Source organism: Paenibacillus jamilae (genome assembly GCF_050482105.1).
GTDB classification, from domain to species: domain Bacteria; phylum Bacillota; class Bacilli; order Paenibacillales; family Paenibacillaceae; genus Paenibacillus; species Paenibacillus jamilae_B.
The window spans coordinates 370,035-391,282 of record NZ_JBCNHI010000018.1; the positions used below are offsets into that span (position 1 = coordinate 370,035).

Annotated in this window: 22 protein-coding genes; 13 read left to right on the forward strand and 9 right to left on the reverse strand. The window is 46.6% G+C overall.

The genetic code is table 11. The features are described from left to right. The first annotated feature begins 9 nt into the window (after window positions 1-9). The 7 genes from asnS to ABEW32_RS16935 all read left to right on the forward strand — a co-directional run bounded on the left by asnS (window position 10) and on the right by ABEW32_RS16935 (window position 6,088). Entirely contained in the window at window positions 10-1,305 is a 1,296-nt protein-coding gene (gene asnS, locus ABEW32_RS16905) for an asparagine--tRNA ligase (protein ID WP_016822173.1), read from the forward strand. Between the two features lie 3 nt (window positions 1,306-1,308). Then, the gene (locus tag ABEW32_RS16910) at window positions 1,309-2,037 is read left to right on the forward strand and encodes a DnaD domain protein (RefSeq protein WP_430189578.1); all 729 of its coding nucleotides are present in this window, start codon (window positions 1,309-1,311) and stop codon (window positions 2,035-2,037) included. Between the two features lie 79 nt (window positions 2,038-2,116). Beyond that, window positions 2,117-2,749 (forward strand): RNA polymerase sigma factor, encoded by a 633-nt coding sequence (locus ABEW32_RS16915; protein ID WP_430189581.1) that lies wholly within the window; start codon window positions 2,117-2,119, stop codon window positions 2,747-2,749. After that, the gene (locus ABEW32_RS16920) at window positions 2,746-3,213 is read left to right on the forward strand and encodes a hypothetical protein (protein WP_430189583.1); all 468 of its coding nucleotides are present in this window, start codon (window positions 2,746-2,748) and stop codon (window positions 3,211-3,213) included. Before ABEW32_RS16915 ends, ABEW32_RS16920 begins: the two co-directional genes overlap by 4 nt. 89 nt (window positions 3,214-3,302) lie before the next feature. Then, on the forward strand, window positions 3,303-4,526 hold the full coding sequence (locus ABEW32_RS16925; protein ID WP_430189586.1) for a multi-tm2 domain protein: 1,224 nt from the start codon (window positions 3,303-3,305) through the stop codon (window positions 4,524-4,526). Between the two features lies 1 nt (window position 4,527). Continuing rightward, window positions 4,528-5,310 carry a hypothetical protein gene (locus tag ABEW32_RS16930; protein ID WP_430189588.1) on the forward strand — a complete coding sequence of 261 codons (783 nt, stop codon included), beginning with the start codon at window positions 4,528-4,530 and terminating at the stop codon, window positions 5,308-5,310. A 166-nt stretch (window positions 5,311-5,476) separates the two neighbouring features. Beyond that, window positions 5,477-6,088 carry a flavin reductase family protein gene (locus tag ABEW32_RS16935; protein WP_430189591.1) on the forward strand — a complete coding sequence of 204 codons (612 nt, stop codon included), beginning with the start codon at window positions 5,477-5,479 and terminating at the stop codon, window positions 6,086-6,088. A gap of 105 nt (window positions 6,089-6,193) precedes the next feature. On the opposite strand, the gene ABEW32_RS16940 is transcribed toward ABEW32_RS16935, so the two are convergent. The 8 genes from ABEW32_RS16940 to ABEW32_RS16975 form a co-directional block, all read right to left on the reverse strand. Then, on the reverse strand, window positions 6,194-6,544 hold the full coding sequence (locus ABEW32_RS16940; RefSeq protein WP_430189593.1) for a nuclear transport factor 2 family protein: 351 nt from the start codon (window positions 6,542-6,544) through the stop codon (window positions 6,194-6,196). 151 nt (window positions 6,545-6,695) lie between these two features. Next, on the reverse strand, window positions 6,696-7,352 hold the full coding sequence (locus ABEW32_RS16945; protein ID WP_430189596.1) for a methylthioribulose 1-phosphate dehydratase: 657 nt from the start codon (window positions 7,350-7,352) through the stop codon (window positions 6,696-6,698). Next, window positions 7,352-8,029 carry a 2-hydroxy-3-keto-5-methylthiopentenyl-1-phosphate phosphatase gene (locus tag ABEW32_RS16950; protein WP_430189599.1) on the reverse strand — a complete coding sequence of 226 codons (678 nt, stop codon included), beginning with the start codon at window positions 8,027-8,029 and terminating at the stop codon, window positions 7,352-7,354. Before ABEW32_RS16950 ends, ABEW32_RS16945 begins: the two co-directional genes overlap by 1 nt. After that, the gene (locus tag ABEW32_RS16955; protein ID WP_430189601.1) at window positions 8,026-9,237 is read right to left on the reverse strand and encodes a 2,3-diketo-5-methylthiopentyl-1-phosphate enolase; all 1,212 of its coding nucleotides are present in this window, start codon (window positions 9,235-9,237) and stop codon (window positions 8,026-8,028) included. The genes ABEW32_RS16950 and ABEW32_RS16955 overlap by 4 nt, the downstream gene beginning before the upstream one ends. Next, window positions 9,234-10,100: a pyrroline-5-carboxylate reductase gene (proC, locus tag ABEW32_RS16960; protein ID WP_430189603.1), complete on the reverse strand. Its 867-nt coding sequence runs from the start codon at window positions 10,098-10,100 to the stop codon at window positions 9,234-9,236. Before proC ends, ABEW32_RS16955 begins: the two co-directional genes overlap by 4 nt. Window positions 10,101-10,134: 34 nt before the next feature. After that, on the reverse strand, window positions 10,135-11,427 hold the full coding sequence (locus ABEW32_RS16965) for a glutamate-5-semialdehyde dehydrogenase (protein ID WP_430189604.1): 1,293 nt from the start codon (window positions 11,425-11,427) through the stop codon (window positions 10,135-10,137). A gap of 12 nt (window positions 11,428-11,439) precedes the next feature. After that, window positions 11,440-12,645, reverse strand: coding sequence for a glutamate 5-kinase (gene proB, locus ABEW32_RS16970; RefSeq protein WP_430189606.1), 1,206 nt, complete (start codon window positions 12,643-12,645; stop codon window positions 11,440-11,442). A 241-nt stretch (window positions 12,646-12,886) separates the two neighbouring features. After that, on the reverse strand, window positions 12,887-14,068 hold the full coding sequence (locus ABEW32_RS16975) for a pyridoxal phosphate-dependent aminotransferase (RefSeq protein WP_430189608.1): 1,182 nt from the start codon (window positions 14,066-14,068) through the stop codon (window positions 12,887-12,889). A gap of 176 nt (window positions 14,069-14,244) precedes the next feature. Here ABEW32_RS16975 and ABEW32_RS16980 point away from each other — a divergent pair, with 176 nt between their 5' ends. The 5 genes from ABEW32_RS16980 (at window position 14,245) to ABEW32_RS17000 (ending at window position 18,113) form a co-directional block, all read left to right on the forward strand. Continuing rightward, complete coding sequence (locus ABEW32_RS16980; RefSeq protein ID WP_430189611.1) at window positions 14,245-15,063, forward strand: carbon-nitrogen family hydrolase; 819 nt, start codon at window positions 14,245-14,247, stop codon at window positions 15,061-15,063. Window positions 15,064-15,084: 21 nt separating this feature from the next. Next, window positions 15,085-16,365, forward strand: a complete 1,281-nt coding sequence (locus tag ABEW32_RS16985; protein ID WP_430189612.1) for an XRE family transcriptional regulator — start codon at window positions 15,085-15,087, stop codon at window positions 16,363-16,365. Window positions 16,366-16,601: 236 nt separating this feature from the next. After that, window positions 16,602-17,021, forward strand: a complete 420-nt coding sequence (locus ABEW32_RS16990; protein WP_430189615.1) for a hypothetical protein — start codon at window positions 16,602-16,604, stop codon at window positions 17,019-17,021. A gap of 73 nt (window positions 17,022-17,094) precedes the next feature. After that, window positions 17,095-17,895, forward strand: coding sequence for a hypothetical protein (locus ABEW32_RS16995; RefSeq protein WP_430189617.1), 801 nt, complete (start codon window positions 17,095-17,097; stop codon window positions 17,893-17,895). 77 nt (window positions 17,896-17,972) lie between these two features. After that, window positions 17,973-18,113, forward strand: coding sequence for a hypothetical protein (locus tag ABEW32_RS17000; protein WP_430189619.1), 141 nt, complete (start codon window positions 17,973-17,975; stop codon window positions 18,111-18,113). 334 nt (window positions 18,114-18,447) lie between these two features. Here ABEW32_RS17000 and ABEW32_RS17005 read toward each other — a convergent pair whose 3' ends face one another. Continuing rightward, window positions 18,448-19,365, reverse strand: coding sequence for a LysR family transcriptional regulator (locus tag ABEW32_RS17005; protein ID WP_430189621.1), 918 nt, complete (start codon window positions 19,363-19,365; stop codon window positions 18,448-18,450). A 240-nt stretch (window positions 19,366-19,605) separates the two neighbouring features. Between ABEW32_RS17005 and ABEW32_RS17010 the strand changes: the two genes are divergently transcribed. Beyond that, the gene (locus ABEW32_RS17010; RefSeq protein WP_430189623.1) at window positions 19,606-21,222 is read left to right on the forward strand and encodes an alkaline phosphatase; all 1,617 of its coding nucleotides are present in this window, start codon (window positions 19,606-19,608) and stop codon (window positions 21,220-21,222) included. Window positions 21,223-21,248 lie beyond the last annotated feature (26 nt).

Sequence of the window (21,248 nt, forward strand, 5' to 3'; positions counted from 1 at the left end):
GAGACGGTCATGACAAATAAAAGTACGATTGCCCAAGTGGGTCGCCATGTAGGGGAAACGGTTACAATTGGCGCATGGGTAAACAATAAGCGGTCTAGCGGTAAAATTCAGTTCCTGCAACTACGTGATGGTAGCGGGTATATTCAAGGGGTTATCGTAAAAAGCGAAGTGTCTGAGGATATTTGGAATGATGCCAAATCCTTGACCCAAGAAAGCTCCCTTTATGTAACTGGAATCGTGCGAGAGGAGCCGCGCAGTCAATCGGGCTATGAATTAACGGTTACAGGTATTGAAATCATTCATTTGACTGAAAACTACCCGATTACCCCTAAAGAGCACGGTGTAGATTTCCTGATGGATCATCGCCACTTGTGGCTGCGTTCCGCCAAGCAACGTGCGGTTCTGATCATACGTGCGGAAATTATCCGTGCTGTACAGGAATTTTTTAACGGTAACGGTTTTACGAAGGTAGACCCGCCTATTTTGACTCCATCTTCTGCAGAAGGCACAACAGAGTTGTTCCACATCAAATATTTTGACGAAGATGCTTATTTGACACAAAGCGGACAACTGTACATGGAAGCTGCGGCAATGGCGCTGGGTAAAGTTTATTCCTTTGGTCCAACCTTCCGTGCGGAAAAGTCCAAAACACGTCGTCACCTGATTGAGTTCTGGATGATCGAGCCTGAAATGGCTTTTGTGGATCACGAAGAATCCTTGCGCGTTCAGGAGCAGTTTGTAAGCCACATCGTGCAGTCTGTTCTGAAAAATTGTGCGAAGGAGCTTGAAGCTATCGGACGCGATGTTTCGAAGCTGGAGCAAATTCAAGGCGAGTTCCCACGGATTACGTACGATGAGGCGATTGCCTTCCTTCAAGGTGAAGGATTCGACATCCCTTGGGGAGAAGACTTTGGTGCTCCTCATGAAACGGCTATTGCCGAAAGATATAACAAGCCTGTGTTCATCACACATTGGCCGACTCACATTAAAGCATTCTATATGAAACCTGACCCATCCCGCCCAGAGGTTGTTCTGTGTGCCGATATGATTGCTCCTGAAGGTTATGGCGAAATTATCGGGGGTTCGCAACGGATTGATGATCCAGCATTGATGGAAGAACGTTTTAACGAGCATAACCTGGCACGTGAAGCCTATCAATGGTATATGGATCTGCGCACCTATGGTACCGTTCCGCATTCTGGCTTTGGTTTGGGATTGGAGCGTACAGTAGCATGGATTTGTGGACTCGATCATGTGCGTGAAACGATTCCATTCCCACGTATGCTGTATCGTTTGTACCCATAATCAATGACCGGATCATTCGACAGGACATCAGCGGCAGAATGGGCGGAGGGAGTAGCTTATGCTATGGAAACCGGAATGGTTCAAATTCCCTACGCCCTGCTCAAGCATTATCGGACGCTTCGGCTGACAGATGGTGAAATGCTGCTACTGATGCAGTTACTTGCCTTTAAACAAGCGGAACGTAATGAATTTCCAACATGGGAGCAATTACAGGCTCGTATCGGGTGCACTGCAAACGAAATCGCACTTTATTTCAGTAAGCTCATGAAAGATGGATTTTTGCGCATTGATTCCGTAGAAGATCGTAGTTCATCCGTCCAATTTGAACGTTACAACTTGGCGGGACTGTATCGCAAGCTGGCAGAATGTATGATCGCCGAGCGTTCGGAGCAGCACGATGAAGATGACATTTTGTTTGCCGGGAAGCCGGATTTACGGAATGGAATATCGGAATCTCCGCTTACAGAAGAACGAAATTTATTCACGATTTTTGAGAAAGAATTCGGCCGACCATTATCACCGATGGAATATGAGACGATCAGCAGTTGGGTGGATCAGGATCGGTACCCGGAGGAGCTCATTTTGCTGGCTTTGAAAGAAGCGGTGTTTGCTGGGAAGGTACATTTCCGGTATATAGATCGCATTTTGTTAGAGTGGAGCCGAAACCGGGTCCGTAATGCACAGGATGCGAAAGAATATGCCCAGCGATTCCGTGGTGGCGGTCGCAATTAAAATAGCCGACTAAGCCTTTTAGGTAGTAATTAACGACTATAGACTTTAATGTTAGAGGACACACTTTTCCGCTTGGAGGGTGTGTCCTTTAAATTTTTTTTTTGAAATATGCAGGGGGAGGAATTTTCCTGGCGTCTATAGTATTGGGAAGGGGGAGAGCGTCATTGATATAGAGAGAATCATTGAACGAATCCGGTCAGGTGATCGGCAGGCGTTCCGTGAGATCGTAGAGCTGTACAGCAAACATGTATTTCATGTGGCCTATTCGGTACTGCATGACAGCAAGGAAGCAGAGGATGCCGCGCAGGAGGCGTTCGTTCAAGTGTACAAGTCTCTCCCCCAGTACCGGAACGAAGGGTTTAAAACGTGGCTGAGCCGAATTGCGCTCCATAAAGCGCTGGATATCAAACGCAAACAAGATAGGCGGCCCGCAGAGCTTATTGACGTGGCACAATCTCTTGTGCAGTTTCCTTCCCCAGAAGAGGATGTACTGGCCCGTCTCATCCGTGAAGAGCAAACAGTGGAACTATCACAAAAAATCGCCCAGTTACCCGAGCAACATCGGGATATTATTCAAGCCTACTATATGCAGGGCAAAACCTACGACCAAATAGCACAAGAGACGCAGGTGGCTTTAAAAACGGTAGAGTCCAGACTATATCGGGCACGACTATGGATTCGAAATCACTGGAAGGAGGAGGAATGGCAATGACTGACCAACAGGATAAACCGTGGATGAAAGGGCAAACGAATGACTGGAATGCATACATTACAGGAACTTGTACGATAGAGGAATCTACTCGGCTGGAAAAGCTTTTATTGGAAGATGAGCAAGCGTTGATGTTATATCTTGTTGCACTAGAGCAATTAGAGCCGACATTGCAAGATTACTCTGCCTGGATGGATACGGAACGCTTCACAGATCAGGTAATGGCCGTTCTTCCCGATATAGAAGTGCCGGCTCAAGTTGCGTTCAAAAAACGCCGTTGGTTTGAAAAACCTGTGTTTCACTATGTTGTTGCGGCAAGCCTCACATTGATCTTGCTATCTAGTGGAGCCTTTGACAAAATGATGCCGCATTCAGGTGAAAAACAAGTACCTCCCCATGAACGCGTTTCTTACAGTGAAGAAGTCATGCAAGCCACGACGACCTGGCTCGATAAATTAAAGCCCTAAATAAATGAAAGGGTAAGATGAACAAGCTTGAAACCAACGTTCAGTTGGACATTTCATTAAGATTCCCTCAATAGAAAGGAAGTGTAGCAATGCCTTATACGGAACGAAGCAAGCTCTTGGCATTTCTATTGAACATCATTCCGGGTGTAGGACACTATTACTGGTCCAGAAAAGCCAATGCGTTTGTATATACCATTTTGTTTTTCGGATGTCTGGCAGGAGGAATATTTTTGTCAGTGATAGCAAGTAACGGAATGCCTTTTTTAGTGAGTATTTTTGTTGCTGCCCTTTTATGGGGACTTTGTATGCTGCATATCGTAATTAGTTTGTTACGTTATGATCCTCGTGCAGTCGCTGCTCCATACCCCCCTCATGCAGGAGCTAATCCATATGGCTTTTATCCCCCAAATGGTTCTTATGGACAGGCTGGTATAACAGGAGAGGTACCAGAGGGAACAACAGATGCAGGCACGAATGCACCGGGAACAATGGGATACGAACCGGGCTATAACCATTATCAAAAAGGATCGGACAATGAACGCTTTTTTACAATTTTGCTGTCATTCATTCCTGGATTAGGACACCTTCATTTGGGGCTGATGCAGCGTGGCTTGTCTTTTCTGTTATCCTTCTTTGGCTTTGGAGCGATCCTCGTCTTTATTACGAGCATTACGAACGAATCTGGATTTTTGGCGTTTGCCGGTGTGTTGCCGATTATTTGGTTGTACTGCATGTTTGATGCAGTGCAGCATGTACATCGCAAGCAAGCTGGGGACATTCTTCAGGATCGGACTTTGTTTGAAGAATTGGAGCATGGAAGAGTTGAGGGACGTCGTAGCAAAATGCTGGCTACCATTTTATCGGTATTTCCCGGTGCTGGGCATATGTATATTGGATTGCAAAAACGTGGACTTCAGCTCATGCTACTGTTTTTAGGATTTATTTATATACTGGACGTGCTGCATCTTTCACTCTTTTTGTTCCTCATTCCGGTGATCTGGTTTTACAGCTTTTTTGATGCATTGCAGCAGGTAAGCCGTTATGGACGGGAACAGTTAATCGACAAGCCTGTGATCGGTATGTTTGCTCAATATCACCGCTGGGTAGGCTTAGGACTACTTCTGCTGGGTGCATACTACATCCTGATTAACGTACTTGTTCCCACACTGGATCGTCTGTTTCCGGATGGACGAATTTACAACATAGTTGATATGTATCTAAGAACCATTATTGTCTCCTTCTTATTAATTGGCGGCGGTATTTGGATGATGGTTGGTAATTCCAAATCTAAGCGAACAAAGGAGAAACGATAACATGGATACCGAATTTTCAAAGAGCGAGGCTTCCTTTAAGGGAGCCCATCACTCTCCAAACGACGGGACAGGTGCAATAGGCTTATTGGGCGCTTCATCCCATAAAAATGGTACCTCTAAGAACTCCAACGCGCCAGCAGGGGTATGGAAAGTCGGAAGGCTGTCCATGGGGCTGTTCCTGGTGCTGTTGGGGGGCGTAACGTTTGCCTCCAAGTTTTGGGGAGCAGGCATACTGGATCAGGCGTTGACCTGGTGGCCGGTCGTTTTTGTTTTACTGGGACTGGAAATTTTAATGTATACCGCTTGGAAAGGGACACGCGAGCGCATTCGTTATGATGTGTTCAGCATGTTTATTACGGCGATATTGGTGTTTTGTTGTATCGGATTTGCCTTGGTCAGTTCATTGGGGATCACTCCGCAAGTCAGAGAAATAATGAGTTCAGTTCAGGAAACAAGGATTCTTCCAGACTGGCATGAAAAACTGCCTGCTGGAGTGACCAAGGTAATTGTGCAGGGGGAAGATCCTTATGCGGTCAAAATTGACGCAACCACCTCACCGGAGGTGCATGTGTTCGGCAGTTATGTATATACAGGTAGTGAAGATGATTTCAAAGGAGAGGAGCTCTATCAGACAAAACATATTGGAGATACTCTCTATGTGCTTCTTAGTCAGGTTCCCACACGTTTTATGCAAACCCACCATCAGCTTGATGTGACTGTTGCCGTGCCTGATGGAATAGCGGTTACTGTGCGTGACAGCCAGGGAAATGTGATTGAAAAATAGCGAGTGCTGCCAGCTCCTGCTTTACATTTTATATCTTACAGGCGATACTTGTTAGAGAAGCCTGAGCTTTCAGCTATGTCACTAGCTCAAAGATGTAGTTGCTTACCAGGCGCAACTTGATGATATGCATTCGAAAAGTGAATGTAATCGGAAAAGAGGGAAAAAATTGATTTCATTCAATCCTGACACACTTACAGAGCGTGAAAATTATAAATTATTGACTGGGAGTATTATCCCCAGACCGGTAGCGTTTGTAACGACTTTGAGCAGTGAAGGGGTGCTGAATGGTGCTCCGTTCAGTTATTTTTCCATCGTTGCCGCCGAACCGCCACTACTGTCTGTATCCGTGCAGCGTGTCAATGGAGTTTCCAAAGATACAGCACGTAATGCGATGGAGCATAATGCTTTTGTCGTACATATTACAGACGAAGACAACGTGGGGGCGGTGAATGTGACGGCTTCCCGTCTATCGCCGGAGGAGAGTGAGATTACACTGGCAGGTCTCACTCCGATCCAGAGTACAAAAATCGCAGTTCCTGGTGTGACTGAAGCGAAAATACGTATGGAATGTATTTTGGAGAAAGTGATACCGCTCGGGGGCAAGGAGGACACACCTGCCTGTGATCTATTAATTGGGCGTGTAGTGCAGTATCATTTGTCGGAGGAAGCGTACCAAAATACATATGTGATTGCCGAGAAGTTGTGTCCGGTGAGTCGGTTGGCTGGAAACAACTATGCAAAGCTGGGAGAGCAATTCACGCTGGAGCGTCCCCAATAGGGGGCGTTTTTTTACAACATGAAGCAAAAGGAACTTGCCATGTAATTACAATATTTCCCAAATATGTTTATAGGATTTAGGAGATCGCAGGCTTAGAATGAGTCTCTACTGGGTTGGAGTGCCCTGATGAAAGATCATTTGCCATTGTTCTTCATTTAATTTCCAAATGGAACTTCTAAGTGACTTATTTCCGGTATCGATCGATTTCGTACAGTATGTTGCATGTACAAGATCTGAAGATAACAACCTTATGTTAAAGTCAGTAATCATATATGGTATATTGCTCAGTGAAGATTTGCCATCTAAAAAACTAATTTGCATTGACTTCTCGTACTTTTTGCCCGACGAACCATATTCAAAATAGTCATCAGCTAATAGTCTTCCAAAATCCTCTTTTCTACCGTGCATTAACTGCTTTTCTAAATTTAATATTATATCTTCTAAATCTTTATTCACCTGATCACCTCACTAATATTTACTGTCGCTAGTAGGATAGGATACTTTTAAAAAAAAGAGAACGTACCGTGCTTTCGCTAGGCTCCGTTCTCGATATTTGACAACCCCTTTTGCAGCGCAGGAATACGCCTTTATAATATTTACAAGTTATTCATTTTGAAGTTTTCAGTAGCAGGGAGCGATAGGTCGTTTCAAACAGAAACTCAAACGCCTCCAGATGCTTTTTAGCTTCAAACACATCACGCCCCCATGCATAAATGCCGTGATTACGCAATAAAATTCCTGGAACCTGATCATTCAGCACGCCTGGCACCAGCTTGGCAATTGAGGCGATATCAGCATAATTTGGCAGCACGGGAATCTGGATGGCGGCATTTTCCTCCCAAATGTTAAAAGCCTTAATGAGCTCTATGCCTTGCACAGGTACAGAGCCCTGCTCACCGTAATATTCGGAAATCAGGTTGTTAAACACGGTATGCACATGAAAAACTGCTCCACAGCCTGTCAGTCGATAAATTTCGCAATGGATGAGCGTCTCTGCACTTGGCTTGAGATTTGTGGCTTCTGCCGCTTTTCCATATAGGTCTACGAACAAAAAATCCTCAGGAGTGCGTTTGGTCTTATCCTTACCACTAGCGGTGATTGCAAAATAAAACTGTTCAGGATGAAAGTCACCAATTCGGATCGACAAATTGCCGCTTGTACCTGGGAACCAGTTGCGAGAGGCGAATAGCTCCTTGACATCAGCGAGTTCCTCCAGAGCACGGCGTTTTTCCTCAAATGAAATGTCTGCCAAGCTAAAACTCATTACAGTACCCCCTGCTTCTGTTTTTGCTTTAAATCCTCGATAATATCGTCAAATGTCTCAAAGGGTACATGTGGTACCCCGAGCTCTTGACACTTTAATGTCAGGTGTGAGCGGGAGTACACAAAATCGGCAATTTTGGCACCTTCAAAATCGGTCAGGCTATCGCCAATCAAAATCCGTTCATATTGCTCGGGAGGGTATTGACGAATGACGGTTGTTTTGCACATGCCGCAGTCATTCTTACATGGTTCCTCACATGGATGCGGCCATGTAATCAGGATGTGAGGATTGGAAAAATCCGCTCCGTTGCAAAAGAAATGATCCTGCGGAATATTGAATGGCTTTAGCAATGGATTAATAAAAAAATCAATGCCGCCGCTAGTAACGAAAAATTCAATCTGCTGCTCTCGCACAAAGTCCAAAAAGCGTGCAAAGCCTTCACGTATACCCGCTTGTCCAAGTACATATGAAATAATGTCTTCCTTAAGCTCTGAAGGCATCAAAGCGAACATCGCACCTACGCCTTCACGAATGGACATATGTCCATTCACGATTTGATGCATGACAGGCTCATAGCCCACAGGCTGAAAATGCTTCATAATAGCAACAATATTATCGCTGTTTGTAATGGTCCCGTCAAAATCGCAAAAAATGACGGGCTTCTTGGCTATGCTCATCGTTCGCCTCCCCACGTGTCGAGCGCAGATTGCAGCTCGGGATGAGTCAGGGCGTATTGTGCCAGCGGGACATTTTGCTGCACTGCTTCAATCGCTTGCACAAAAGCACGCCCACCAGCTTCTGTACCCAGTGGATGTCCGTGAATACCGCCCCCAGCGTTAACCACTACATCGGTACCAAAGTCGCGTACGATGAGTGGCACCAGCCCCGGGTGAATCCCTGCGGAAGGGACAGGCATGCTGGCCTTCAGCGGTAGATCAGGAGTGATCAGTTCGTCGCGGATCGCCATGTTTTCCTCACGCGGCATCGTCACTGAGCCGTAGGGAGAAGGGAAGAGAACAAGGTCAGCGCCAGCCAGGCGCATAAGCTGACCGAGCAGGACCGACGCCGATATACCATAGTGAGGCGATGGGTAAGCAGCACCTGCTAGTGAAGGATGGGCTGCAATCGGTACTGAAACGGCGGGATCGCTGCTAAGCTCATGCAGCACATCATAACCGTAGGCCAGCACATTAAATAGTAACGCGTTCGCACCTGCGTCGATAGCCTTGAGAGCTTGCGCCCTGAGCTGTGAGGTTGGGCCAGTTAAATTAGCGGCATACAGCAGCTTTTTACCAGTTTCACGCTCAGCCGCTTCGGCAGTTCGAATGCAGGCTTCCACACGTTTTTCAATCGGCGTCAGCGTATTTTCAAACAAGATCTCGTCGTCTTTGATCAGGTCGACGCCGCCGAGAGCCTGACGCGTAAACTGTTCACGCAGTTCGTCCAAATTGAGCCCAATCACAGATTTGAAAATGCTCATGAGCAGAGGTCGGTCATACACGCCAAGCTGCTCGCGCAAGCCGCTGATACCGAATTTCGGTCCCGAAAAAGCAGAGAGGAATGCTTTCGAGAAACTCAGCTTTGTCAGCTTAATTCGGCCATCCATCGAAATTTTGCCGAAGACTGTAACCAGCAATGCAGGAATGTCGCGGCTGAAATTGACATCCGGATAAGCGATCGTCAAATCGGCGTACCGCTCACCCGGGCCTCCCTCATGAATATCTACAGATTGAACAGAGCCGAGATGTTTTTGCATCGCATCCCGCTTGGCCTGCGGGAGCTCAGTCCAGCTGCCCACCGTCATGCCGATGGCAATAGATTGGGCCTTTTGATTAAAATCAGCTCTGTCATCGTATATTCGGTAGGTCGCCAGGCAATAGCTCACTCAATTCCCTCCTTAAGTACAGCTCCCATTTCGCGCGATCGTTCAGCGCAACGCTGCACCGCCGCAATCACTGTTTCGTAGAAGTCACCTTTGTCCAGTGTTTTCAATGCAGCTACCGTGGAGCCATTAGGAGACATAATTTTGTGGCGAAGGGCTGAAGGCTCCTCCCCGGTTTGTTGTACCATGCGTGCTGCTCCAAGTGCGGTTTGTACCGTTAATTCGTGCGCTTGTTCAGGAGTCAAGCCGCCGCGGATTCCGCCAGCAATCATGGCCTCCATTAAGTAGTAGACATAAGCAGGACCACTTCCAGAAATGCCAGTCAATACATCCATTTTCTCTTCTTCTATAACCGTTACTGTACCTACGGATTCAAACATCGTAAGCACGTTTTTACGCTGAATTTCGCTGATCTCCTTGGAAAAGCTGATGCCTGTGGCTCCCAGCCCAATCGAGCTGGACGTATTGGGCATCGTCCGCGCGATGGGTTGCTTACGACCAAGCAACGTTTGCATGGTACGAATAGACAACCCAGCAATGACCGAAATGATCAGCTGTTCATCTGACAGGAGGGGACCGAGCTGTCCAAGTGCTCCGGCAGCATCTTTAGGCTTCATGGCAAGCACAATCACTGGAGAATGACGCAGCAATTCCGTTTTGGCGGCATCCTCAGTTTGGAACAATACTCCGTATTGCTGTTGGAGTTCTTCAAGGCGAGCCTGATTACTGCGATTGATGACAGTAATACCGCCACGTTTGACGACAGAACGATTCGTCATCCCACGAATAATAGCCTCAGCCATTGAACCTGCCCCGAAAAACGTAATTTGCTCGTTAATTAACACCTTTGTTTGTGATTCACACATGGATTCATTACCTCCAAAAATACGGATTGATTTATTATTTCCTGATTTGTCCAGTACCGTACACGCGATATTTGGTTGAAGTCAAGGCAGGCAACCCCATCGGGCCACGGGCATGTAATTTTTGCGTGCTGATTCCGATCTCGGCACCAAATCCAAACTCGAAGCCATCCGTGAAGCGGGTGGATGCATTGTGGTACACGGCTGCCGCGTCCACTTCTTGCAGAAAACGCTCGGCATGAGCTTTATTCTCGGTAACGATACATTCTGAATGCATCGTACCATAACGGGCAATATGCTCCAGTGCTTCGTCCAAATCGTTTACGACCTTGACATTCAAAATGTAATCATTATATTCGGTGCCATAATCCTCTTCCGTGGCAGAAACAGCCCAAGGAACCAGTTCTTGTGTCCGTGCACAACCGCGCAGCTCAACCCCGGCATTACGGAAACGTTCAGCTAATCCTGTTAAATATGCCTGTGCATAATCCGAGTGCACAAGCAATGTTTCCATCGAGTTGCACACAGACGGTCTTTGCACCTTAGCATTAAGTGTAATGGCTTCGGACATTTCTGCATTCGCAGTAGCGTCCAAGAATGTGTGGCATACGCCAGCCCCTGTTTCGATGACAGGCACGGTAGCATTCTGAACAACATTTTGAATGAGTGAACGCCCGCCGCGTGGAATAATCACATCCAGCAAGCCGTTCAAGGTGAGCATTTCGTTGACGGAGGCACGGTCTGAATCTTCAATTAGTTGAAGCGCCTCGCGTGGCACCGCTGTTACGTCTAGCGCCTGCTGGAGCACTTCAATAATCTTGCGGTTGGAGGAGAGAGCAGCCGAACCACCGCGCAGCACCACTGGATTACCTGTTTTCAAGCACAGACCCGCAGCATCCACGGTTACATTTGGACGTGCTTCATATATGATGCCGATGACACCCAGCGGTACACGTATTTTCTCAATTCGCAGACCGTTGGGGCGTTCAATTTGCTCAAGCGTGTCGCCAACCGGATCAGGTAGCGCCGCAATTTGGCGTAAGCCTTCGGCAATAGCTCCAATTCGTTCCTCGGTCAGCTTGAGGCGGTCGAGCAGCGATTCCGACGTTCCCAACTCCCGACCACGTTTTAAGTCCATATGATTCGCTGCAATCAGCTCTTCTGTATGGTTTACTAGAGCTTCAGCCATAGCAAGCAATGCTTCGTTTTTTTGTACTGTAGTCAATCGGTTCATAACCCCAGCACTTTTTTTCGCGAGACTTGCTTTGGATCGTACTTCGCTGAACTGGTTATCCTCTGTTATCGCAGTGTTTGTCGTTAAATCACTCATATTATGGCCTCCCTACATACATAATGTAATCCATTCATCCCTGTGGATCACCTCAAGCCGATGGATGGGACCAATTTTGCCCACAACCTCACCGCTGGGTAAACCTTGTACCATTTTAAGCTGTTCATCATCATAATTGACGATGCCGCGTCCTAATACCTTATTTTCCGGTCCCAGTACCTCAACGACATCTCCAGCATGAAAGCTGCCCTCGACACGTCGCACGCCAACCGGAAGCAGACTATGTCCTCCGTGTACTAGCGCTTCTTCGGCCCCTTGGTCTACATACACTGAGCCCAAAGGGGTGGACATAAATCCAAGCCATTGCTTTTTCATCGGCAGTGAGGAGAGGTGAGTATCAAAATAAGTGCCCGGTCCATGTCCTTCGACGGCTGCGTCCAAATCACCATTCGCGCTTACGCGGCCCACATATACAGGTACACCGCCGCGTGTAGCCACTTTTGCAGCCTCAATTTTGGATCGCATGCCGCCAGTTCCTACTGCTGATCCGGAACCTCCGGCTAATGCATAAATCTCCTCTGTAATTTCCTCGATACGTTCAAAACGTACGGCGTTTGGATGCTTGCGCGGGTCAGCCGTATATACGCCGTCGGTATCCGTAATGATAATTAAATGCTGGGCTTTGACCAGATTGGCAACTAGCGCAGACAGCATATCATTATCGCCGAATTTCAATTCGTCAATCGATACGGTGTCATTTTCGTTGAAAATCGGGATAACCTGCTGGCGCAGCAATTCTTCTACAGTCATTCCGGCATTGTTCATCCGTTTGCGACTCAAAAAGTCACTACGGGTTAGCAGAACCTGCGCGATCACGAGGTCAAAATTTTTAAAAGCCTGCTCATAGGCTTGCATAAGCAGAGCTTGGCCTACGGCAGCTGCCGCTTGTTTTTCATGCAGCAGTTTGGGCCGAAAAGGATACCCAATCTCCCGGAAACCGGCAGCTACAGCGCCTGAAGTAACCAGCAGCACTTCATGGCCTTTTGCGCGAAGCAAGCTGATTTCCCTAGCAAAATAAGCAATGGCTTCCCGATTCAGTCCACCTTCCACTCCAGTCAGAGAGCTGCTACCGATTTTAATGACGATACGTGTTGACAAGACGTCCACTTCCTTAATTTTACTCTTTTTAATGCAAAAAAACTTCCATCCTTTGCATGCAAAGGACGAAAGTTTGTGCTTCCGCGGTACCACCTTCATTGATGATTCATGATCATCCCACTTAAAACCTGTTAACGGCAGGGGCCGCCTGATTGCGCAGGACGCTCGGGGATAGGAGTTGGGAGAGAGTCCAGGTAAATTCTTGCAGCCTATCGGAATTTACTCTCTGAACAGGACCGAGCCTCTCTTAATAGTCCCTTCAACGCGCTAAATGATATTGGATACAGAATACCACGAAAAGACTAGGTTTGGCAAAGAAGTTGTAGCTGGAAATTACGGCTTAACCAAACAGGTTTAGCTTGCCAATTCGATCAGCCGCCTCGGTCAGTCGAGCTTCTGAGCTCAGAAGCCCAGCCCGCACATATCCTTCGCCGCCGCTACCGAAGCCAATCCCAGGAGCGACAGCCACTTTGGCTTCACGCAGGAGCAGATCGGCAAAAGAAGCCGAAGTATAGCCCTGTGGCACAGGTAACCAACTAAAGAACGAGCCGCTTGGACGCGTCGCCTTCCAGCCTATTTGCCCAAGTGCATCATAAAAAGCGTTACGGCGTGATTCATAGCGAGCAACCAGTTCGGTTACGCATTCCTGTGAGGACGTCAGGGCTGTCGCTGCTGCTGCCTGGATGCCGCCAAATAGACTTACATAAATATGGTCCTGCAGCAGATTAATCAGCGAGATGATTTTGGCATTACCAAGCGCGAAACCGACACGCCAGCCCGCCATATTGTATGTTTTGGACAAGGTATAGAACTCAATCCCCACGTCCTTAGCCCCTTCGGCCTGAAGGAAGCTTACTGGCCGTTCGCCATCGAACCCAATAGCGCCATAGGCAAAATCACTGGCAACCACAATACCGTTACGTAGCGCAAATTTAACCGTATCCTCGTAAAAGGAAAGTGGAGCAGTTGCCGAAGTGGGATTATTCGGATAGTTAAGGAACATTAATTTGGCGCGGCGACGATCTTCTTCGGCAATAGCCTCATAATCGGGTAGAAAACGGTTCTCTTCCTTTAAGGGAAGGAAGGACATTTCCGCTTTAGCTAAGGCTACGCCAGACCAGTAATCGGGGTAGCCGGGATCAGGAACAAGGCACACATCACCGGGATTGAGCAGAACTTGCGGTAGCTGAACCAAGCCTGTTTTTCCGCCAAACAGGATGGCGACCTCGCTTTCCGGGTCAAGCGTCACACCGTAATCCTCCTGATAGCGCTGGACAATGGCTTCTTTGAGAAAGCTATAGCCGCGAAAAGGTGAATATTTATGATACAGCGGATTATCCGCTGATTCCTGCAAAGCTTTTACAATATGAGATGGAGTGGGGGTGTCAGGGTTTCCCTGTCCGAGATTAATGACATCATGCCCTGCTGCAATTTCACGGTTTACATTTTGTACAAGTGTGGCAAAAAATTGAGTGGGTAACTGTTTCATGACGTCAGCGGAGGGAATAGAAAAATGAGTCATCCATGTACACGACCTTTTGGAATAGTTTAAGAAACAATCTATCACGATTTTACCGAGTTGTATAGGGGGAATTAAGCTTGCATGGTTGCGTAATCGAGACTAATCGGGCTATGATGGGAGAAAATACCGGACAACGGGACACGGAAAGTTCCGGCTCACAGAGAGGATGAAGGACTTTGACATATCAGGAAGCTCAGCCGTTCAGTGTTGCACTTATACAAGCTCATATAGAAATAGGGAATCCTACGGAAAACTACAGCCATATCCATTCTTTAATGGAACAAGCGGCACTAGCCGAAACGAAGCCGGATCTGATGGTTCTGCCGGAAATGTGGAATACAGGCTATGCTTTGGATCGCATTCATGAGCTGGCGGACGAGGAAGGGATGAAGACTCGGGCGTGGATAGCGGAATTTGCCGCTACTCATCAAGTGAATGTAGTAGCTGGATCGATCGCAGAGAAAAAAAGCAACGGTCATGTGTATAATACGATGCTCATTTTTGACCGTACAGGCAAAGAAGTGGCTTCGTACTCCAAAATTCACCTGTTCCGACTTATGGATGAAGAGAAATATTTACAGCCTGGCGAGGAAAAGGTTGTATTCGCACTGGATGGCGGGATTCAGGCTGGAGCGTCAATCTGTTACGATATCCGTTTTCCTGAACTGGCCCGCAGCTTGGCCCTGTCCGGTGCAAATTTGCTGATCGTACCTGCGGAATGGCCCCATCCTCGGCTTCATCACTGGCGCACGCTGCTGACCGCACGAGCTATCGAAAATCAAATGTACGTCATTGCTTGTAATCGGGTAGGTCGTAGCGGAGATACCGATTTCTTCGGGCATTCGCTCATCATTGATCCATGGGGAGAAATTATTGCCGAAGGCGGAGAGCAGGAGCAGATTGTCACAGGTTCAATTGAATCAGCCCTGGTTCAGGACGTACGTGGGCGTATTCCGGTGTTTGAAGATCGGCGTCCCCTGCTGTATGACCGATAGTCAGTGTAGAAAGGATAACTCATGCTTAAGGAACGTATTGAATTTTTGTGTAAAAAGACAAACCTATCTCGTAAAGAGTTAGTAGACGGTTTGGTTACACCTGCCCATTTTGCGAATATATTGGCTGATCGTTACCCGTTGGCTGAGGATCTGGCGGAGCAAATTGCTGAGCGTCTAGGTGTACAACCTTCCTACCTATTGCGCGCATCTGCAGAGGATGAAGAGACGCTGGCTATAGCGGATAAAATTTTCACAGAGCTGTCCAAACTGGCTAATCCTGCTACGGAAAGCTATGTGGATCAGTTGGAGGATCGCAATGATTCGCTTGTGGTGGAAATGACGACGTATTTGATGAAGGCTGTTTATTTCCAGCAGGTAAATGACCCAACAGCTTATGAATATTTGCATCAAACCTATTTGAATTTTTATTTGGAGAAGTTCGGCCGCTCGGATGAGGTGGAGCTGCCCGCACCGCTCAAAAAAGCAATTTTATTTTATAAGATTCAGTATTTCCGCTCTAAAAACCATTATTATGATGTACTAAATAGCGTTACGCAGCTCATCCGCCTAGTGGAAGAGGGGACGGAGAACTGGCTCAATGCGCAAAACATTCTGATGGAAGCCTGCATTCAGGTCAAGCAATTTGATCAGGCAAAGCAGGTGTTTGAGCAAACAATGCGCAGGGTATATGATGACCGGCTTTTTCACCGTTTGACAGGCCTGTATGTGGCTTACAGCGGATACTGTTTTGCTATGGGGTCTGTGCAGGAGGCACTGTTAACGTTGTCTATGGCGGAGGCCAATTTGGTCTATTTGGAAAATGCGGCAGATATGCTCACGACGATCCTGAACAATCGGATTATTATGCTGACGTCGATTGGCGAGCTGGATAAGGCCTTGGAGGAAGTGGTGCGTTTTGAAGCACTGGTAAGCCGGGAGCGCGAGGAAATGCAGCAAATGATGCTGCCTGTTACGCTGATATATCGTTGTGAGATCGCATTTGCCCGGAAAAACTGGGGGCTGCTCTCACAGCATCTGGATCAGCTGCGTAAAACAAACCTGACAACGGATCAGCAAATGGGGCTTGATTTTTATGAAAGCCAGCTTGCGCTTGCCCAGGGAAATCAGGATGCATTTTGGGTGCATGCTCAGCAATGCTTGCCTTATTTTGAAGCCATCCAGCATCCAACACGACTTGAGCAGCTATATGAAACGCTGGCTGTAGTGTCCGAGGATAGCCGTCGCTATAAAGAATCATCAGCGTATTATCGTAAACTGGTCTATCTTTTGCGTAAAAAATAGTCTGCGTGCACTCGTTTTTCACAAAACGATTAGACGATCGAGTTGAAAGAATGCCCCAAAGTGCACAAATTTTTGTGCAAACCGCGCTCAATTCCAAAACAAAACCGAAAAAATACAGATTAAAGCTGTTGTTTTTTCGGTTCTTTTGTATGCGCCAAAACGTATTGTGATGAAGGATACCTTCTTCTATACTGAATTCATAAGGTATAACAATTCAAAATATGAGGTGCAACCACATGATGAACTTTTTCGGTAAGAAGAAAAAACAGCAGGATGTGATAGAACATGCCGATCAACTGATGAATAAGGGCTTGTCCGGATTATTGATGAAAGGTCTGGTCCCTAAAGAGCATCGGGAACAGATCAACCAGAGCTTAAACTCGGCAAGACAAGCTCAAACAGCGGCTAACGGCGGATTAGCGATGGCAGCGACGGCAGTTGTCATTTCGGTAACAGATACTGGGAAGCTCGTAAATTTTGATCCAATTGTGGTGCTTGTACTAGATGTAACGGAAGTTAGTGGCAATCGATACCAAAAAACACTGGAAACACTCGTTTCCAAGCTGCAAATTCCACGGCCCGGAGATACAGTGGGGCTGGGTAGCAATCCGATAAATCCATCAGAACTCATTTATATGGGACTGGTGACAGCGTAAGTTGAATAGAGTCGGTACGCCTTTCTTACAAGCATATTTATTAAACAGATGATTGAAAAAGGGGTTTTGGAGGATGAAAGGATTTTTGAGTCTGATCGGGGTACTTCTAGTGTTTGGCGTAGGATTTTCGCCTTTTCTGGCTGAATACTTATGGGATGATCCATTTTTAATTATGGAAGCCCCGTGGTATCGGCCGTTAATTTACACAGGTTTTGCGCTTATATTTTTACCTGGCATTTTAGGTCTATTTTTTGGAGGCGGTAAAGTCAAGAAGGGTGTCCCTGGAGTGGGAATCATTACAAGTGTTCAACAAACAGGGACTTATGTAAACAATCAGCCACAGGTAAAGCTCGGGTTGACCGTAACCAAACAGGGAGAAGACAAATATGATACTGCTTTGACGACGATTATTCCTTTGACCTCCATGGCTCAATTTCAGCCAGGCTCGATTATTCCGTTGATCGTATCTGAAAAGGACAAAATGAAGGTAGGTCTTGACCTGAAGGGTCAGGTATCGCAAATGGATTTGCAAGCGTTAATGAATGAGCAGATGGTCAAGCAGGGCGTATCGCCTGAACTGATGGAAATTGCCAAAACCGGTGAGCAGGCCTATGCGAAGATACTGGATGTTACACCCATGGGGGAAGCGGGACCCGATAAAATTAAGCTTCAATTTACACTAGCGGTGACGAAAAGCAATGGCGAAACATTTAATGTAACCACGCAAAAGGATGTTTTTTCTTCCCAATTATCCAAACTGCAACAGGGAAATATTATAGAGGTGATATATTCACCTCAAGATCCTTCGAAACTGGTTATTAAGACACAAGTGAGTGAAGCTGACGTGCAGCAAGCATTTGGTTCTTCCCGATAAAAAAATTGTTCTGCCTGTTTCAGATACAGCCTATAGGTGTATTATAATAGTATCCCGACACCAGGAGGTTGATAACGATGGATAACCAAAGTAGATCCGAACTGGCGAATAGGGATGGCCTGTCACGGCCGAGAGGCTTAAATAGACAGGTTGTCGGAAATAACTATGAAATGGGCTATGATCAGGATAAAAGTCCACCGTATGTAGGGAGACCCTGATCACAACAAGGCGAGGACAGGCACTTTGGGATCACACAGCACATTGGAACTGAGGTAGGATATTCTTGGGACACCAAGACTAGAGACCGTAAGGAAAGAAGTGATGCGGGATGGATAAAGTGGAGTTTCCGAGCAAGCGTAGAGTTATCAGGCGAGGCTAACATGAAATTCAAAAAATATGAAATGTGGTTCGTTGAAGACAGATGGAAGTAACTCACAACAGTGTATCGAACCCGTGAACTAAATGCAGCATGAAAGTATAGGGGCAAAGCCCCAGGACCGTTTTTCTCTCTGGCTGGGCTGGGGAGGAAAGCGGTCCTTTCTATATTTAATGCTATTTTTGAGAAAGTTGCTTAACCGTTTCTCGGAAGGTATCAATAAAAGCTTCGGCAGCTTTAGATAAATAGCGTCCGTTCCGGTAAGCAATCGCCAAGGTACGGCTTGGGGTAGGTTCGGCTAATGGCAGCAAGGCTGGAACAAACTCGCTGCTGGCGGCGCGGGCGATAAAACGGGGGACAAGCGTCACTCCCATACCTGTCGCTACGAGCGATTGGAGTGTCTCCATATTAGTGCTTTCAAACACCACATTGGGTTCAAAGCCTGCTTGATGACACAGATCCATCGTCAGCTTGCGAAAGCCTTGTCCTTTTTTCAACACGACAAAAGGCTCGTCTTTAAGTTCTTCCATATGCACGGGTTGCGGCTGGTCACCGTTTTTACGCAGGGCTAGGGGATGACCTGGAGGAACGGCGAGATCAATCCATTCTTCACCGATGGGTACATAAGAAAGTGTAGGTTCTACTAATGGAAGAGAGAGCAGACTGAGATCTGTATCGCCACTGGCCGTTTTTTTCTCCAGATTCATGGATGAATCTTCGACTAACACGATTTCAATGTCTGGATGAGCTTTTTTGAATACAGGCAGCACATGAGGCAGCAAATGGGAACCCGTGATAGGCATACTGCCAACGACGACTTTTCCTTTTCGTAGCTGAGAAATATCGTCCATTTCCTGCCGGAGCTGCTCCACCGCATCGACTATTTTTTTTGCCTTTTCCACAAAACTTGCTCCCGCATGTGTTAGTTCCACCGTGCTGGTGTTGCGTTGAAATAACAGCACCCCGAGCTCTCTTTCCAATTTGGATAATTGCTGGCTCAAAGAGGGCTGAGCAATGTGCAGTTTTTCCGCTGCACGTGAGAAGTTTTTTTCTGCTGCAATTTGCAGGGTGTACTGAAGCTGTCTGAATTCCATCGTACTTTACGCTCCTTGTCTTATAAGCTTTTCCTATGACATCATAGACTGATTATACATTAATAAAATTAAATGCCCAGCCCTGATAAATCTCATGTGTCACAAGTTTTATATAGATGAAGCGTTTTTTTCACGAATAGAGTCTTTTAATATAGATAATGAATTCCGTTAACATTCTCCTGATTATACACAATTAATCTAAGTTCTGGCTGTACAAAAAAAGGTCTGGGAGGAAAATGAATGCTAAAATGTTGGGGGATACATACCAAAAAATCGGTGGCTGCACTTGTAGTGACGATGATGCTAACAGTAAGTGGCGGGACAGCAATGGCAGTCGAAAAGGACATGACAATTAAAAATGTAATTATTCTAATTCCAGACGGTATGGCCAATGACGCGACTGCGCTGGCTAGATGGTACAAAGGATCATCCTTAACGTTAGATAGCATGGCAAGCGGCATGGTGCGTACGCATTCTGCGGATGCGCCGATTGCCGATTCTGCTCCGGCAGGTACTGCTTTTGCTACAGGATATAAATCACATACTGGTTATGTAGGTGTTCTTCCAGATGAGGCGACAATGCCTGGACAACAACCGATCGCAGCAGGTGACGCCAAAAAGCCCGTAGCTTCCATTCTGGAGGCTTCCAAGCTGGCAGGAAAATCGACTGGAATTATTGCTACCTCAGAAATTATGCATGCGACGCCAGCTGATTTTACCGCTCATTATCCTGACCGTAAAAATTATGATGCACTAAGCATGCAGCAAGCCTACAATGGAGTTGACGTCGTGCTAGGTGGAGGAGGCAAGTTTTTGGAGCCAGCAGGACGTAAGGACGGTCAAGATTTAATTGCCCAAATTAAAGACCAGGGCTATGATTTTGTCACGACACCTAAGGGTTTGAAAAATTCGACCTCCACTAAGCTCTGGGGTAGCTTTTCTCCTGAAGCCCTCGCGTATGACCTGGATCGCGATGCATCCAAGGAGCCTAGTCTGGCAGAAATGACAACAAAAGCAATTCATGTGTTATCCAAAAATGAAAAAGGCTTTTTCTTAATGGTTGAAGGTAGTAAAGTGGATTGGGCCGCACACGCTAATGATCCAACGGGGATTATTAGTGACGTGCTTTCGTTTGATGATGCAGTGAAGGTTGCTCTCGATTATGCCAAGCAAAACCAAAATACTGTCGTCGTAGCAGTGACAGACCACGGAAACGGTGGATTGACGATTGGTAGCAGCGATACAACTAGCAATTATGACAAAACGCCTTTGGCTTCCTTTATAGATCCGCTGAAAAAAGCCAAGCTAACAGGTGAAGGTTTAGAAGCCAAGCTGAATGCAGATCGCAGTAATATTAAAGAAGTGCTGTCCACGTATTTTGGCATTACCGATTTGACTGACGAAGAAGTAAAAACAATTAAAGCTGCCAAAGAAGGCAGCATGAATTATGCCGTCGGACCGATCATTAGTAAACGCGCGAATATTGGCTGGACTACAGGTGGACACACAGGAGGCGATGTTGTGCTGTACACGTATGCGCCGAACGGAGACCGTCCATCTGGTGTAATCGACAATACGGATGTCAATAAATATATGACACGTGTACTTGGACTGGATTTGGATACAGTTAGCAAGCAGCTGTTTGTTCCTGCAAAAGCCGCTTTTGAAGCTAAAGGAGCCAAGTTTACTGCGGACTCAAAAGTCATCACGGTGACCAAAGGCAGTAACAAGCTGGAGCTTCCAGTATACAAAAATATTGCTACACTGAATGGCAAAAATTCCACACTTAACGGTGTAATCGTGTTTAACGGCGTTGATTATTTTGTACCCCAGCAGGCCATTGATTTGATTCAGTAATAAACAAAACTATTGACAAAAGCTGT